General features: G+C 62.6%; 17 protein-coding genes and 1 pseudogene. 5 read left to right on the forward strand and 13 right to left on the reverse strand.

What is annotated here, in order from left to right; genetic code table 11:
• The first annotated feature begins 12 nt into the window (after window positions 1–12).
• Complete coding sequence (locus tag AACW87_RS17575; RefSeq protein WP_241325674.1) at window positions 13–231, forward strand: DUF6500 family protein; 219 nt, start codon at window positions 13–15, stop codon at window positions 229–231.
• Between the two features lie 73 nt (window positions 232–304).
• On the opposite strand, the gene AACW87_RS17580 is transcribed toward AACW87_RS17575, so the two are convergent.
• Window positions 305–1,750 carry a PepSY-associated TM helix domain-containing protein gene (locus tag AACW87_RS17580; protein WP_241325675.1) on the reverse strand — a complete coding sequence of 482 codons (1,446 nt, stop codon included), beginning with the start codon at window positions 1,748–1,750 and terminating at the stop codon, window positions 305–307.
• Between the two features lie 277 nt (window positions 1,751–2,027).
• On the opposite strand from AACW87_RS17580, the gene AACW87_RS17585 reads away from it, so the two are divergent.
• Entirely contained in the window at window positions 2,028–2,441 is a 414-nt protein-coding gene (locus AACW87_RS17585) for a hypothetical protein (protein WP_241325676.1), read from the forward strand.
• On the opposite strand, the pseudogene AACW87_RS17590 reads toward AACW87_RS17585, so the two are convergent.
• The 3 genes and pseudogenes from AACW87_RS17590 to dbpA all read right to left on the reverse strand — a co-directional run.
• Window positions 2,428–2,535: pseudogene (locus AACW87_RS17590) on the reverse strand (YkgJ family cysteine cluster protein); the annotation flags it as partial. The gene AACW87_RS17585 and the pseudogene AACW87_RS17590 sit on opposite strands and share 14 nt — an antisense overlap.
• 175 nt (window positions 2,536–2,710) lie before the next feature.
• Window positions 2,711–3,001, reverse strand: coding sequence for a YkgJ family cysteine cluster protein (locus tag AACW87_RS17600; RefSeq protein WP_042868866.1), 291 nt, complete (start codon window positions 2,999–3,001; stop codon window positions 2,711–2,713).
• A gap of 114 nt (window positions 3,002–3,115) precedes the next feature.
• Complete coding sequence (dbpA, locus tag AACW87_RS17605) at window positions 3,116–4,495, reverse strand: ATP-dependent RNA helicase DbpA (RefSeq protein WP_043140516.1); 1,380 nt, start codon at window positions 4,493–4,495, stop codon at window positions 3,116–3,118.
• 563 nt (window positions 4,496–5,058) lie between these two features.
• Between dbpA and AACW87_RS17610 the strand changes: the two genes are divergently transcribed.
• The gene (locus AACW87_RS17610) at window positions 5,059–6,264 is read left to right on the forward strand and encodes a NupC/NupG family nucleoside CNT transporter (RefSeq protein WP_043140518.1); all 1,206 of its coding nucleotides are present in this window, start codon (window positions 5,059–5,061) and stop codon (window positions 6,262–6,264) included.
• A gap of 112 nt (window positions 6,265–6,376) precedes the next feature.
• On the opposite strand, the gene AACW87_RS17615 is transcribed toward AACW87_RS17610, so the two are convergent.
• The 4 genes from AACW87_RS17615 to AACW87_RS17630 form a co-directional block, all read right to left on the reverse strand.
• Window positions 6,377–6,877, reverse strand: a complete 501-nt coding sequence (locus AACW87_RS17615) for a metal-dependent hydrolase (RefSeq protein WP_241325677.1) — start codon at window positions 6,875–6,877, stop codon at window positions 6,377–6,379.
• A gap of 92 nt (window positions 6,878–6,969) precedes the next feature.
• Window positions 6,970–7,527 carry a cytochrome b/b6 domain-containing protein gene (locus AACW87_RS17620; RefSeq protein ID WP_241325678.1) on the reverse strand — a complete coding sequence of 186 codons (558 nt, stop codon included), beginning with the start codon at window positions 7,525–7,527 and terminating at the stop codon, window positions 6,970–6,972.
• A 48-nt stretch (window positions 7,528–7,575) separates the two neighbouring features.
• A complete protein-coding gene (locus AACW87_RS17625; protein ID WP_241325679.1) occupies window positions 7,576–7,845 on the reverse strand; it encodes a PepSY domain-containing protein in 270 nt (89 codons plus the stop codon).
• A 119-nt stretch (window positions 7,846–7,964) separates the two neighbouring features.
• Entirely contained in the window at window positions 7,965–8,417 is a 453-nt protein-coding gene (locus AACW87_RS17630) for a YaiI/YqxD family protein (protein WP_042868879.1), read from the reverse strand.
• Window positions 8,418–8,521: 104 nt separating this feature from the next.
• On the opposite strand from AACW87_RS17630, the gene zntB reads away from it, so the two are divergent.
• Complete coding sequence (gene zntB, locus AACW87_RS17635; RefSeq protein ID WP_103471681.1) at window positions 8,522–9,514, forward strand: zinc transporter ZntB; 993 nt, start codon at window positions 8,522–8,524, stop codon at window positions 9,512–9,514.
• Between the two features lie 9 nt (window positions 9,515–9,523).
• Window positions 9,524–10,042, forward strand: a complete 519-nt coding sequence (locus AACW87_RS17640) for a mechanosensitive ion channel domain-containing protein (RefSeq protein WP_241325680.1) — start codon at window positions 9,524–9,526, stop codon at window positions 10,040–10,042.
• Window positions 10,043–10,084: 42 nt separating this feature from the next.
• Here the strand turns inward: AACW87_RS17640 and AACW87_RS17645 are convergent, their stop codons facing one another.
• The 5 genes from AACW87_RS17645 to AACW87_RS17665 form a co-directional block, all read right to left on the reverse strand.
• Window positions 10,085–10,333, reverse strand: coding sequence for a hypothetical protein (locus AACW87_RS17645; protein WP_098980867.1), 249 nt, complete (start codon window positions 10,331–10,333; stop codon window positions 10,085–10,087).
• Between the two features lie 64 nt (window positions 10,334–10,397).
• Complete coding sequence (locus AACW87_RS17650) at window positions 10,398–10,982, reverse strand: DNA-J related domain-containing protein (RefSeq protein WP_241325681.1); 585 nt, start codon at window positions 10,980–10,982, stop codon at window positions 10,398–10,400.
• Window positions 10,979–12,766 carry a cation:proton antiporter gene (locus tag AACW87_RS17655; RefSeq protein WP_241325682.1) on the reverse strand — a complete coding sequence of 596 codons (1,788 nt, stop codon included), beginning with the start codon at window positions 12,764–12,766 and terminating at the stop codon, window positions 10,979–10,981. The genes AACW87_RS17650 and AACW87_RS17655 overlap by 4 nt, the downstream gene beginning before the upstream one ends.
• Before the next feature lie 176 nt (window positions 12,767–12,942).
• Window positions 12,943–13,464: an MltR family transcriptional regulator gene (locus tag AACW87_RS17660; RefSeq protein WP_042868891.1), complete on the reverse strand. Its 522-nt coding sequence runs from the start codon at window positions 13,462–13,464 to the stop codon at window positions 12,943–12,945.
• Window positions 13,465–13,591: 127 nt separating this feature from the next.
• A complete protein-coding gene (locus AACW87_RS17665; RefSeq protein WP_241325683.1) occupies window positions 13,592–14,737 on the reverse strand; it encodes a mannitol-1-phosphate 5-dehydrogenase in 1,146 nt (381 codons plus the stop codon).
• Window positions 14,738–14,749 lie beyond the last annotated feature (12 nt).

Consider the following 14,749-nt stretch of genomic DNA (forward strand, 5'->3'; position numbering starts at 1 on the left):
GGAGAAAAGCACATGCGCGGATCATTGAAAAAGAAAATCATCCAGGTCTGCCACCAGAAGATTGCGCAGAAGGGGGAGGCGGTGGGCGTCTCCTTCTATGCGTTTTTTGCCAACCACAATGACGACCCCGAGTTGTTGATGGAGGCGGCGACCTGGTGGATCCAGACCCAGAGGCTCGACCATTTCGAGAAGGCGCGGAAGATCATAGCGCTGGTCGAGGCGATGGAATAATAGGGGGGAATGAAACAAGAAGGGCTCCTGATGAGGAGCCCTTCTTGTTTGCCGCCACGGCGGGCGAGCGGTCTCAGCCGGCTTGCGTCAGTCCAGCCGCACGGCGGGAGAAGATCAGGCTGTCCAGCAGCCAGATGACGACCATGGAGGCGCCCACCAGCGGGAAGCAGATGCCGAGCAGCACCAGCACGGCGATGGCGCCGCGCATGGGGGGCAGTTTGGCCGGCAGCGGCGGCGCCGCGAGACGGCCCTGCGGACGGCGGCTCCACCAGATCCAGAGGCCGCTTACGGCGCTCAGCAACACCATCAGACAGATGAGCAGCATGGCCAGCTGATGGGGCCAGCCGTAGAGCTTGCCGGTGTGCAGCATGACGCCGGTTTCCACCGTCTTGGCGACCAGGCCGTAATCCTGCCAGCGCACGTCGGCCAGCACCTTGCCGCTGTACTGATCTATGTGCAGGGTGGCATCGTTGCGCGGATCATCGGCGAACAGGGCTATGGTGTAGACGCCGCTCTTGCCGGCCGGCGGCGTGATGCTGTAGCCCGGGGTGACCCGGCGTTCGTTGGCAATCTCCACCACCTGCTGCAGCGGGATGCGGTGCTCGGCCATCACCATCCCCTCGTGTTCCCCGCCATGGTTCATGGCGCTATGATCGTGGCCTTCCGCACTCTGCGGCATGGCCGTGTCTGCCATCGCCATGGAGCCCATCTCATCGGGCGTGATCGAGCTCGGCATGGGGGTGCTCTCCATCGCCCAGGGCACAGTTTGAGCGTGGGCCTGGTTCAGGCTGCGGGCAAGCGGTGCGGATGCGGGCACCTGATTCCACATGGCGGCGGGGAAGCGGTTCCAGACGTTGGCGAACTGATCGCCCCAGAAACCGGTCCAGGTCATGCCGCTCAGCAGCAACAGCAGCAGGAAGCCCGCGCCCCAGAAGCCGACCACGGCGTGCAGATCCCGCCACCAGAGGCGTCCACGCTGGTTCATTCTGGGCCAGAGGATGCCGCCCACGCCGGGCCCCTTGCGTGGCCACCACAGATAGAGGCCGCTGACGAGCAGCACTATTCCCCAGCCGGCGGCCAGCTCGATCAATCTATCCCCTGTGGTGCCGAGCAGCAGCTCGGCGTGCAGGGCGCGGGCCACCGCCTGCAGATTCCATTGGTTGTCCAGGGTACCGAGCAGGGCGCCGCTGGCGGGATCGAGGAACAGGGTCAGCTCGCGACCCCCCTGGCGGACGATGAACTGGGCGCTGGCATCCGGGCTGACCGGCGGCAGGTACTTGCTCAGGCTGGCGTCCGGCATGGTCACCATCGCCTTGACCAGCAACTGATCGGCGCTCAGGGACTGGCTGGCAGGCGTCACCTTCATCAGCTCGGGATACATGAGATTGTCGAGCTGGGGCTTGAACAGGTACACAATGCCGGTGAGGGAGAGCAGGATCAGGAAGGGGGCGACGAAGAGGCCGGCGTAGAAGTGCCAGCGCCAGATCCGCTGGTAGTGACTCGAGTCCCGGTTTTTCATCTCTGATCCTTGCGTTGATGACCAACGTTTCCGCTGGTGGAATGTTCATGGCGGCGCGGATGATAGCAGCAACGTTTTGTTAACTGCAACAGAACATGACGGGAGGGGAAGCCGCTCCATATTGCCTGAGCATCTGTGCCGGCAAGGGGCTGGCTGGCGGTGGGACAAGGGTTTGGCCATGCGTGGTGGCATGGACTTTGTGTAGATAAATCCTTACCTTGTTGCAACATGCCACCGTTTTGGTGCAGTGGGAAAGGATCCAAGGAAGGAGACTGGCGTGAAGTTGCAACCACACGGCCATTTTGAGATGCAGCGGCGAGGACAGGTGCTGATCTGTCAGCCGAGCGGCCCCTTCAACCTGGCGGGGGCCATGGCCTATGAGGCCGCCTTCAGCCGGCAGATAGCGGAATTGAGCGATGCGCCCTGGGGGATCGTCGAGGTGGCGACCGAGTTTGAGGCGGCAGGACCCGAGGTGCTTGCCCGCTTTCGTCGCCAGTTCGGCTGGTGCGCCGTCAATGGCTGCGCCTTTCTGGCGGTGGTGCTGGCAGGGAGCTTCAAGCAATACCTGGCCGATCAGATCTTCAGCGAGCTGCCATTTCAGGCGATCCGCTACTTCGAGCAGACCGACGAGGCACTGTGCTGGCTGGAGCAGCGGCTGGCCGCCGATCCGGTTCCGCTCACTCCTGCGTGATAAACCATGTGTCCCGCTCGTCGATACAGTCGGGCTCGCCCATCTCGAACTCGCGGCAGATCAGCGGGCGCACCTCATGGATGCGGCACATCATGAAGAGGGGCGATCCAGCACCGAATGTCGTATTCAATTCCGCGTGATAAACCACTTGTCCCGCTCGTCGATGCAGTCGGGCTCGCCCATCTCGAATTCACGGCAGATTAAAGGGCGTACCTCGTAGATGCGGCACATCATAGAGGGGCGATCCAGCACCGCTTGCTATCCCTTGGTTAACTCAGGTTGATAAACCACTTGTCCCGTTCATCGATGCAGTCGGGTTCGCCCATCTCGAACTCGCGACAGATTAAAGGGCGTACCTCGTAGATGCGGCACATCATGGTGTTGCGATCCAGCGCCGCACACCAGCCATCTTCCAGCCGGTGCATCACGGGCACCTGTCCCTCTATCTCGTCCACGTAGCGATCCGGCACGCCGGTATCGGTAAACAGCATGACTTCGAGGCGGCAGCAGCAGGCTTCGCAGTTCTGGCAGCTGACGTCGGCTTGGGGTTCTCTGTTCATCTGTGTTGTCCATGCCATGGGAATGGCACATGTGCGATAAAAAACAGGCGCCTGCAAAGGCGCCCGTGCTGTGGTTCGTGACGAGTCGGGCAGCTGCGCCGCCCGGCTGCATCGTTAACCCAGTTTGCGGGCGCGGTAGGTGCGCCCCTTGATCTTGCCTTCCTGCAACCGCTTGAGGGCGGCGCTTGCCACGCTGCGCTTCACCGCCACGTAGGAGTACTGCTCGGAGATCTGGATCTTGCCAACATCGGCCCCGGCAATGCCGCCTTCGCCGGTCAGGGCGCCCAGGATGTCACCGGCGCGCACCTTGGTCTTGCGGCCCGCATCGATGGAGAGGGTGGCCATCAGCGGCGCGATCGGTTTGATCTCGCGGCCAATCTCGGCCAGATCCCCTTGCGGGATGGGAGCCTGCTGGTACTCCTCGATAAAGTTGACGCGCTGGGCCTCGTTCGGCTGATACAGGCTCAGGGCCAGACCCTGCTGGCCGGCGCGACCGGTACGACCGATGCGATGCACGTGCACCTCGGGGTCATAGGTCAGCTCGAAGTTGATGACGGCGCCCAGCTCCTTGATGTCCAGACCACGGGCGGCCACGTCGGTGGCGACCAGTATGGTGGCGCTGCCGTTGGCGAAGCGCACCAGTACCTGATCCCGCTCGCGCTGTTCCAGATCGCCGTTCAGCGCCAGCGCCGAGAAGCCCTTGGCGGCCAGATGGTCAGCCACGTCGTTGCAGGCCCGCTTGGTGTTGCAGAACACCACGCAGGAGCTTGGCTGGTAGTGGCTCAGCAGCCAGGTCAGGGCATCGAGGCGTTGGCCGGCCGGCACTTCATACAGCTTCTGTTCGATGGCGCTGCCTTCGTGCAGGGATTCCACGCTCACCTCGACCGGGTTGCGCTGCACGCCGCGGCTCATCTGGGCTATGCCCTCCGGATAGGTGGCGGAGAAGAGCAGGGTCTGGCGGCGCTCGGGCGCATGGCTGATGACTTTATTGATGTCTTCGCCAAAGCCCATGTCCAGCATGCGATCCGCTTCGTCCAGCACCAGCGTCTCCAGGCTGGACAGCTCCAGGGTGCCCTGTTCCAGGTGCTTGAGAATGCGGCCAGGGGTGCCGACGGCTATGTGGGCACCGAAGCCCAGAGTGGCGGACTGAGGTGCGGTCGGGGTGCCACCACACAGGGTCACCAGCTTGACGTTCGGCAGGGCGCGGGCCAGACGACGGATCTCCTGGGCCACCTGATCCGCCAGTTCGCGGGTCGGGCAGAGCACCAGCGCCTGCACGTCGACACGGTTGACGTTGAGCCGGGAGAGCAGACCCAAGGCGAAGGCGGCCGTCTTGCCGCTGCCGGTTTTTGCCTTGGCGATCAGATCCTTGCCATCGAGCACCAGGGGCAGGCTCTGGGCCTGGATCGGGGTCATCTGCAGATAACCCAGACTGGCGAGGTTTTCCAGCAGGGCGGGGGAGAGGTTGAGGCTGCTAAATTCGCTGTTGTTCACAAAAGGACTCTATTTCGGAGAAAACGGGGATGCGCTAACGCTAAGGCCGCGCATTGTACCAGAATGCGGCCTCGGGTGTGGCGGATTTTTGAACGCCTGAGCAAAGGAGCCTGGTGAGGCGCGTGCAATAAAAAGCGGACGCTTTCCCGTTTGTGTGCACGGAACAGAATGCAAAACAGCGTCAAAAATAGCGCGACTAAGCCGGCGTCGTTCATCGCACATAAGATAAACGTTTGTCACTCTGGTTTGATTAAATATTTTTGTCTCAAATTTAACCTGACCGCTACGACGGGGCGGCCAGCGTTTTAAGCAGATGTTGATATTGTGTTGTGATAGGTCTTTCTGGTTGAGATGTTTATTTGTAACTGGCTGTTTATTATCTATTTTTATATTTATTGAACAATGATTAGATGCCGCAATGAGCGTTTAATTAATTTAAAAACGTTTGTATTATCCAACATGCATATTTTTACCGCAGATTGTGATGGCTATCTGATTTTTAAATATGCAAATGTCTATGATGGCGCCGGTCAAAAATAACAATTCACTCAGGTGCTACTGGTATGGAATACGTTCACTTTGTGCTCGGACTCGTGATGGTCCTCGCTCTTGCTTTGCTGGCTAACCGCCACAACTGGAAACAGATCAAACTGCGCTATATCGGCCAACTGCTGGTGGTCGAACTGGCGCTGGCCTGGTTCATGCTGAACTCCGAAGTGGGTCTGGCGGTGGTGGGTGGCTTCGCAGCCGGCTTCACCAAGTTGATGGAGTTTGCCAAACAGGGTACCGACTTCGTGTTCGGTGGCCTGGTCAACGAAGGGGCCTTCTCCTTCTTCCTGATGGTGTTGATGCCCATCGTCTTCATCTCCGTGCTGATCGGTATTCTGCAGTACATCCGTCTGCTGCCCATCGTCATTCGTGGCATCGGCACCGTGCTGGCCAAGATCAACGGCATGGGCAAGCTGGAATCCTTCAACGCCATCAGCTCCATGATCGTCGGCCAGTCCGAGAACTTCATCGCACTCAAGAACACACTGCCGCACCTGAACGAGAAGCAGATGTACACCCTGGCGGCGACCGCCATGTCCACCGTCTCCATGTCCATCGTCGGTGCCTACATGCAGCTGATCGAGCCGCGTTACGTGGTGGCCGCGCTGGTGCTCAACATGTTCAGCACCTTCATAGTGCTGTCCCTGATCAACCCGTATGAGCCGGACAACTCTGTCACCGACCTGAAAGCCATCGCCGAGGGCGACGAGCACCACACCCCGAAGAAAGAGAACTTCTTCGAGATGCTGGGCGAGTACATCATGGCCGGTTTCTCCGTGGCCGTTATCGTGGCTGCCATGCTGGTGGGCTTCATCGCCCTGATCGCCCTGGTCAACTACCTGTTCGAGCTGGCGTTTGGCGTCAACTTCCAGTACGTCATGGGCTACCTCTTCTACCCGATCGCCTGGATCCTGGGTATCCCGGGTGGTGAAGCCCTGCAAGCCGGTTCCATCATGGCGACCAAGCTGGTGACCAACGAGTTCGTGGCCATGATGGACTTGGGCAAGATCGCTGCCGAGCTCTCCCCGCGCACCGTCGGCATCCTCTCCATCTTCATGGTGTCGTTCGCCAACTTCAGCTCCATCGGCATCATCGCCGGTGCGGTAAAAGCGCTGAACGAAGAGAAGGGCAACATGGTCTCCCGCTTCGGTCTGAAGCTGGTGTACGGTTCTACCCTGGTGAGCCTGCTCTCCGCCGTGATTGCCGGTGTGATGCTGTAACTCATCCACTCGCTCTCACCATGACAAACCCCTGCCTCGGCAGGGGTTTGTTTTTTTCAGGGGAGCAAAAGAGCTTCCGGCCAATCCGCAGTCGCGTCGGGTCTGGGCCCGCTCAACCGGCCCAGTGGTTCCAGTAACCGGCGGCCAGCAGGGTGAGGGTGCAAAAGCCGGTCTCGACGGCCCCGCCGCTCTTGAGCGGCCAGCCCGGCAGCCGGTAGCGCCGCTTGAGCGGCCAGAACAGCGGTATGCCAGCGGGGGTGAGCCAGTCTCCCAGCAGGTGGCTGAGGTAGCCGATAATGAGCGCATCCTTGACCCCGGCGGGCAGCAGTTCGGGCACCAGGCTCTGATCCAGCCCCCACACGGCCACGGCCACCGCCAGCAGGCTGTGGGTGAAGCCGCGATGACCGAACAGCCGCGACAATGGCTTGGAGATCCAGGGCAGCCGCTGACCCAGCACGGACTTGGGGTGGTCGAGATCCGGCAGCAGGGCGCTGGCCAGCGCGGCGGGTATGGTCTGCCACAGACTGGCATCGGCCAGGGCCGGCGTGAGCTGGAACTTGTGGGCGAGCAGGGTGCAGGTGACGGAAAACAGCAGGTGCCCTTGGGCTGTCATGGTGGCTTACGGCATGGAGAAATGGCGGCGCATCTTACCAGTGTCGCGGGCCATTGCAGCAAAAAACCGGGGCCGGCGGACCGGCCCGGTCATTAACTGCGCGGATCTTCCACCTTGGCATCGGCGGGCACCCGTTTTTTGCCCAGCACCATGGCGCGCAGCAGATCGCTGCGGGTGAGGCGGTCGGTCAGGATCACCACGGCGGCATGGACACCGACGGCGGCCATCAGGGTGTTGGCGACGACCCCGTGCAGCTCTTCCATCCACTCTTCACCCCAGAAGGCATCCCAGGTGGTGAACCAGCCGGTGGCCAGGGTGCCGACCAGCGACAGCAGCAACAGCCAGATCATCAGGGCGCCGAGCGGGTTGTGGCCGAGATAATAGGGGTGGCGGCCCTGTGCCAGCTGGCGCAGGTAGTAACGAATGCGGGCCGGCGTTGGCCACCACTGGCCGAAGCGGGCGTAATGGGGGCCGACCAGTCCCCACAGCAGCCGGATCAGCAGCAGGGCTGCCAGGGTATAGCCGACGTATCTGTGGTTCTTGCTGCCCTCTTCCAGTACGAAGAAGTTGAGCAGGCAGAGGATCACGGTTGCCCAGTGAAACACCCGGATGAGGGGATCCCAGACTTTCACTTCAGACGGGGTTGACATGGCAAGGCTCCATCAAGGGGGCCGGCGACAGACCGGCCCATGGCTCGGTTATTCGTCTATCTCTTCTTTCACTTTCTTCAGATCTGTCGGGTCGAAGTAGATCTCGACCTTGCGCTTGTCCTTGTCCCAACCGTATATCTCGTAGCAGTGGGTCTTGGTCACCTTGAACTTCTTGATGTCGTAGCCCATCGCCTTGATCTTCTGCTGGGCATCCGCCTCGCTCAGCCATTGGCTCTTGTCGGTCTGGGTACACTGGGGATCGGCCAGAACGGCGCCGCTGAACAGGGGGATCAGTAACAATAGAGGGGTCAGTTTCATGTGTGCTCCTTGCGGGTGGGTGTGAAACAGCCACAAGGTTAGGGCACCAAACTTAAGGAAAAATTAAGCACAAGGAGGTAGGAATGAATATCCCCGGCCGGATGCCGGGGAGGCGGCAATCAGCTCAGCTTGCCCTTGAGCAGCCACTTGTCGAGGGCGTTGGCGAAGCGCTGCTTGTCGGCGGCGTTGAAGGGCGCCGGGCCGCCGGTCTGCACCCCGGCCGAGCGCAGCTCCTCCATGAAGTTGCGCATGCCGAGCCGCGCCTGGATGGTCTCGCGGGTGTAGATCTCGCCGCGGGGGTTGAGCGCCTCGCCACCGGCATCTATCACCCAGGAGGCGAGCGGTATGTCGCCGGTGATCACCAGATCCCCCGGCGTGACCTGCTGGGCGATCACATGATCCGCCACATCGAATCCCTTCTCCACCTGCTGGGTCTTGATGAAGGGGGAGGGGGGGACGCGCAGCCCCTGATTGGCCACCAGCGTGGTGACGACCTGGGCGCGGTGGGCGGCGCGGTAGAGGATCTCCTTGACCGGGAGGGGGCAGGCATCGGCATCGACCCAGATGGGCATGGCATGGCTTCCTGTGTCTGAAATGAGGCCGCATCTTAACATGGCCGGCGTGGGTCGGCTGCCCCGGGGCTGAGTCAGGCCCGGCTTTCGTGTAAGCTGGGCCGATGAATCGGAACGAAAAGGACGAGCAGATGGATCGGGTGCCCAGTGACGTGATTTATGGCCTGACCCTGGATGGCAAGGGCGGCATGCAGCCGCTGGCGGCGGGGAGCGAGATACCGGGGGATAAACCCGGCTGGTTGCATCTGGATTACGGCAATCCGGAAGCGGCCCGCTGGCTGCTGCAGACCCCGCTGCTCAATGACGCGGCGCGCGAGTCCCTGCTCGGCCAGAGCAACAGGCCCAAGCTGGTGCGGATGGGGGAAACCGTGCTGCTGATCCTGCGCGGCATCAACCACAACAAGGATCACAGGCCCGAAGAGATGGTGGCGCTGCGCATCTATATCACCCCGGATCTCATCATCAGCAGCCGTCGTCGCGCCTTGTTGTCGGAGCAGGATGTGTATGGCCAGCTGAAACTGGGGGGCGGTGCCGATACCCCGGCCGACTGGCTGGTGGAGATCTGTGACGCCCTGACCGACAGGGCGGGAGAGTTTGTCGAGGAGTTGCACGATAAGATCCTGGATCTGGAGGAGATGGTGCTGATGCGCGACCTGCCCGCCAACGGCAGGCTGGCGCTGATCCGCAAGCAGCTCATCATGATCCGCCGCTACCTCTCCCCCCAGCGGGATCTGGTGGCTCGGCTCGCCAACGAGAAGATCAGCTGGCTGGACGAGGATGACAGGCGCCGCCTGCTCGATATCGCCGACCGGTTGCGGCGCTGGCTGGATGATCTGGATGCCGGGGTGGCGCGCACCGCCGTGCTGGCGGACGAGATCAACAACCTGATGGCGGAGGCGACCAATCGCCGGGCCTACCAGATGTCGGTGATGGCGCTGCTGTTTCTGCCCGCCAGTTTCCTGACCGGCCTGTTTGGCATCAACCTGGGGGGGATCCCGGGGGCCGAGAGCCCGACCGCCTTCTGGGTCTTCTGCGGCTCCCTGGTGGCACTGGCCACCGGACTGGCCGTCTGGCTCAAACACAGACGCTGGTGGTAAGGAGCCGTCATGACCATGTGGCAATCTTTTGGCGTGACCCTGCTGCTGTTGCTGGGCCACACCCTGATCCGCAGCCTCATTCACAAGAGTCTGCTGGCGCTGGCCCAGAGCCGGCAGGTGAGCGAGAACCGGGTGCTCTACGTGGAGCACGTGTTCCACTTCCTGCTCGGCTGCGCCACCCTGCTGATCCTGGCCGGGGTGTGGGGGCTCGACTTCTCCCGGCTGGTGGTGCTCGCCTCCTCCTTCTTCGCCGTGCTTGGTGTCGCCATGGTGGCGCAGTGGTCGATCCTCTCCAACATCACCGCCAGCATCACCATCTTCTTCGCCTTCCCCTACAAGATTGGCGACCGGATCCGCATCCTCGACAAGGATGATTCCGTCACCGGCGTCATTACCGAGATAGGTCTGTTCTACCTGAGGGTGCGCGATGACAACGGCGATCTGGTCACCTATCCGGCCAACCTGATCCTGCAAAAACCGGTCAGGCGGCTGGAGGGAAAAGGGTCGGAACCGCTGCAACCGGAATGAGAAAAGGCTCCCTCGGGAGCCTTTCTTGATCCTGAATGCCACTCAGCGTTCGAAGAAGCGGTAGAGATGCTCGACCTGGATCGGGCAGTCCGCCACCAGATGCACGTGCTGGCGGGCCTCCTCGATCGAGCCGAAATAGCGGGGGCAACCCAGGGTGTCTGTCAGCTCGTACAACCTGCCATCCTGACCCCTGAACTCCACGATCCAGCCCGGCAGTATGGCATCCTGCAGGATCTCGGCTTCCTTGAAGGCTTGCTGTTGGTAAAGCAGGCGAAGTTCACTGACTGTCATGACGTCCTCCTGTGACTCTTGGCGCCTCTTCAAGTCTAGTGGCTGGGGCAGGGGGCGGCCCGGCTCATTTGGCTGTGTTCAGGCACTCCCAGGCCCAGCGAATGCGGATGAAGGTCTCGGCATCGCCACCCCGATCCGGGTGGTGTTGCAGCGCCAGCTCCCGCCAGCGGCGGCGTACTGTCTCCTGGCTGGCATCTGCGGTCAGCTCGAACAGGGCCAGCGCCTCCGCCCTGTGCCCCGTTCCGTCATAAGCGAGCCAGAAACGGGTGAGCAGGGCCTCCACCTCCTCCCTGTCTGTCTGCCAGAACACCCGCCAGTCCAGGTAGTAACTGCGCAGCGGCTGGCCGAGGGCCAGCCTCTGGCGAGTATCTGTTGCCCCGGCAAGGGGTTCGAGCCGGATATCCAGGGTACTGATCACCAGCCACCAGCCCTCGTCATGGAGCTCGGCCTGCAGCTGGTAGAGGGCGTTCATGATGAGGAAGTTGACCCGAAACAGCTGCAGCTGCTCATCCTCCGCCAACGTCGGAACCGCCCCCTGCCGGCGCAGGGCGGCCAGCAGCTCATGTACCTTGTAGCCACCCCTGGCCTGTTGCAGCAGGGCCAGCAGCGGTGCGAGCAGCGGATTGTGGTGGTGCGACGTCTCGCTCATGAGCTGGCTGTCTCCTTGGGCGGTTGCAGGGCGATCAGCAGCTCCCCCGCCAGCGGCGTGACAGGACCTGTGACTATGCGGGGCCTGGCCTTGCCATCCAGCACGAACAGCGGGATGGCACCGGGATTGGCCGTCTGGTATTGCGCCCAGTCAAACGCCTCGCTCAGGCGGGTCGCCTTGATCTGGCCGCCCCGGCTCAGCAGACCGCTCAGGCGGGCATAGTTGACCTCGGGACCGAACAGGTTCTGGCGGGCGCGGAAGGTGGCGCTCTCCCGGTTCGCCTTGCCGTGCTGTTCGCTGGAGCGCAGGGAGTAGACCTTCTCCTCGCCATAGAGATGAGCGAAGTGCAGCACGCCGAGGGCGTTGTTGTGACGGTTGGGGGAGAGCGCCAGCACTGTGCTGATGCTGGTGAGCGGCAGGTGCAGCTCGGCATGTTCGGACTGGGGGTTGCCGAAGTAGCAGGGCAGGTTGCTCATGCGAGCCTGGCGGCAGAACTCCCAGGCTGGGTCGCAGAGCTGCACCGGCACCCCCTGCTCCGCCAGCGCCCAGCCTATGGCCCGCGCCACCGAGTTTGCCCCTATGATGAGCCAGGTGTTGGGTGCGCTCTGGCGCATCTTGAGCAGGCCCGCCAGCGGCGCCGAGGTGAGGCTCTGCAGCACCACCGTGGAGATGATCACCGCGAACACCAGCGGCACCAGCTTGTCCGCATCGGGAATATCGGCCTGATGCAGGCTGATGGCGAAGGAGGCGCTGACCGCCGCCGCCACTATGCCCCGCGGCGCTATCCAGCTGAGCAGGGCGCGGGCTCGCCAGGAGAGATCCGAGCCCCAGGTCGAGACCAGGATGCAGAGCGGGCGTGCCACGAACTGCACCACGCACAGCAGCGCCAGCACCATGGGGCCGAGCTGCCAGAGCTGGGCCAGATCGAGGCGGGCCGCCAGCAGGATGAACAGGGAGGAGATGAGGATGACGGCGAGATCCTCCTTGAAGGCCAGCACCTCCTCCAGATCCAGCCCCTCCTGGTTGGCGAGCCAGATGCCGAATACGGTGACCGCCAGCAGGCCGGATTCGTGGCTGAGCCAGTTGGAGAGGCTGAAGGTGACCAGCACCAGCGCCAGCACCCCGAACTTGTGCAGGCTGACCGGCAGCCAGTCCTTGCGGATCAGCAGTGTGGTGAGCCAGCCGGCGACCACCCCGATCAGGGCGCCGACCCCCACAGTTTTTGCCAGTGCCAGCAGGGTGTGGCTGATGAGATCCCCCTGACTGCCGAGGCGCACCGCCTCGAACACCAGCACGGCGAACAGGGCACCGATGGGGTCTATGACTATCCCTTCCCAGCGCAGGATGCGGTCCACCTCCCGGGTGGGGCGGATCACGTTGAGCATGGGGGCGACCACGGTCGGCCCCGTCACCACCAGCACGGCGCCGAGCAGCATGGCGACCCGCCAGTCCAGCCCCAGCAGGAAGTAGCTGGCGCTGCCGATGACGGCGAAGCTGGCCAGCATGCCCACCGAGCAGAGGTTGCGCACCACCTTGCCGATCCCCTTGAGCTCGGCCAGGTGCAGGGTCAGGGCCCCTTCGAACAGTATGATGGCCACCGACAGGGAGACCAGCGGAAACAGCAGCTCGCCGAGCAGGGCATCGGGGTCGAGCAGGCCGCTGACCGGGCCCAGGGTCAGGCCTGTGAGCAGCAGAAACAGGATGGCGGGCACCCGCAGCGACCAGGCGAGCCACTGGGCCAGCACTGAGACCAGGGCGATCCCGGCCAGGGAGAGAGCAGTCATGCAGACCTCGACTCAGCTAATGGACTAGGGGGAAGTGTAGCGGGGAAGCTGGTCAGATTGACACCCGGTGGCGGCGCGAGCAAGGGCGGAGGGGATGGGCGCGACAGCCGGCGTCATGGCCGTCGGGAAGAAGGGGTGGGCAAGGGGAGGCTGCCGAGCTGACGTCACCAGCCGGATTAGATGGGGCTCTCTTTGTGGAGATCGGTGACGCAGTCGGCCACCGCCAGCACCAGCGCCGAGCGCACCACCTGATCGAGCCGGTTGAGCTGCATCTGGTAGAAGGGCCAGTCTTCCTCGTTGGCCGGGGGATCCTGCGGCATCATGCTGCCCTGGTTGAGACCGTGCAGACGATTCAGCAGATCGCGGATCGGCTTGTCGCTGAAGCGGTAATCCTTGGGGTCGCGCACCAGAAAATCGCGGATCTTCAGGTAGGCTTCCAGATCCTGATAGCGCTCGAGGGAGATGAGACCGAGGGCGAAGATGAGCTTGAGGCGCACCTCCAGCTGGCCGAGGGGGCCGCTCTGGTTGAGCAGGGGTTCGATGGCGTATTTGACGGCATACTCCTCCTGGCGGAACGCGCGCCGCATCAGGGAGTCGACCGCCTCTTCCAGGATGGTCACGACTTCGAGAAAGAAGCCGCGGGGGCCATCCTGCTCGTTCAGTCGTTCCAGTACTTCATCTTCCTGGTGTGTGGTCATAGGTGCTTAGGGTCCAGCTGACAGGGAGAGAGAGTGCCTCTCTCCCGGTTTTTATCATATGGGGCGAATTCCCATGCCATTCAACCGGTTGATGCGGCTGCTTGGCGGTGAGTGCGCCCCATCAGGGTCACTTCAAGGTGTCGTAACGGGCGACGATGGCACGCACTATCTCGCTGTCGGCGGCAAGGCCTGTCACCCGGGCCAGGGCCTGGGCCGGGCCAAGCTCTGCCAGCAGGCTCTGCAGCTCCACCGCCTGGGGGTCATCGGCATTGTGATAGTGCAGCGCCGCGGCTATCCCCTCTTGCAGGTGATCGCTCGGCAGGCCGTACTCCAGGGTGCCAAGCAGCGGCTTCACCAGCCGATCCCCCGCCGCCAGCTTGCGCAGCGGTTGACGGCCGACCCGGTCAATCTCGTCCACCAGATAGGGGTTGGCGAAGCGGGCCAGGATCTTCTCGATATAGGCGGCGTGCAGACGGGGATCGAAGCCGTAACGCTTCACCAGTACGGCTCCGCTCTCCTCCATGGCGCGGCGCACCTTGCTGCGGATAACAGGATCTTCAATCGCCTCGCGCACGGTGCTATAGCCCCGCAACTTGCCGAGGTAAGCGGTGACTATGTGGCCGGTGTTGAGGGTGAACAGCTTGCGCTCGACGAAGGCCATCAGGTTGTCGGTAGGCTCCATGCCCGCCACCTGTGGCAGTTCGCCCTTGAACTGGGTCTGATCGACGATCCACTCGCTAAAGCTCTCCACCGTCACTTCCAGCGGATCGTCGTTGGCCGCCGCCGGTGGCACTATGCGATCCACCGCCGAGTCGACGAAGCCGACGCAGGATTCGAGCGTGGCATGATACGCGACCGGCAGGAACTTGAGTACCTCCTGCTTGAGATGGCTGGTGCCACGCACCATGTTCTCGCAGGCGATGACGTTGAGCGGCGTCAGGTTGCCGGCATCGAAGCGGGCCTGCAGCCCCTTGGCCAGGGTGCTGGCAATCTTGTCCAGAATGTTGGGGCCGACCGCTGTGGTGACCAGATCGGCGGTGATGATGCGTGCGATCACCTCGTGGCCGGCGGAGCTGACCGCCGCCACGTTGCGCACCACGTCCAGTTTCTGATCCGCCCCCACCACGTGCACCTTGTACTCCTGGCGGTGGTTGAGCTGATCGATCAGGGTCTCGTTGACGTCGGCGAAGGTGACCTGGTGGCTGGCGTCCGCCAGCAGTTTTCCAATGAAGCCACGACCTATGTTGCCGGCACCAAAATGCAATGTTTTCATGATATTAACCTC

Source organism: Aeromonas sp. MR7 (assembly GCF_963899385.1).
In the GTDB taxonomy this organism is placed as follows: domain Bacteria; phylum Pseudomonadota; class Gammaproteobacteria; order Enterobacterales; family Aeromonadaceae; genus Aeromonas; species Aeromonas bestiarum.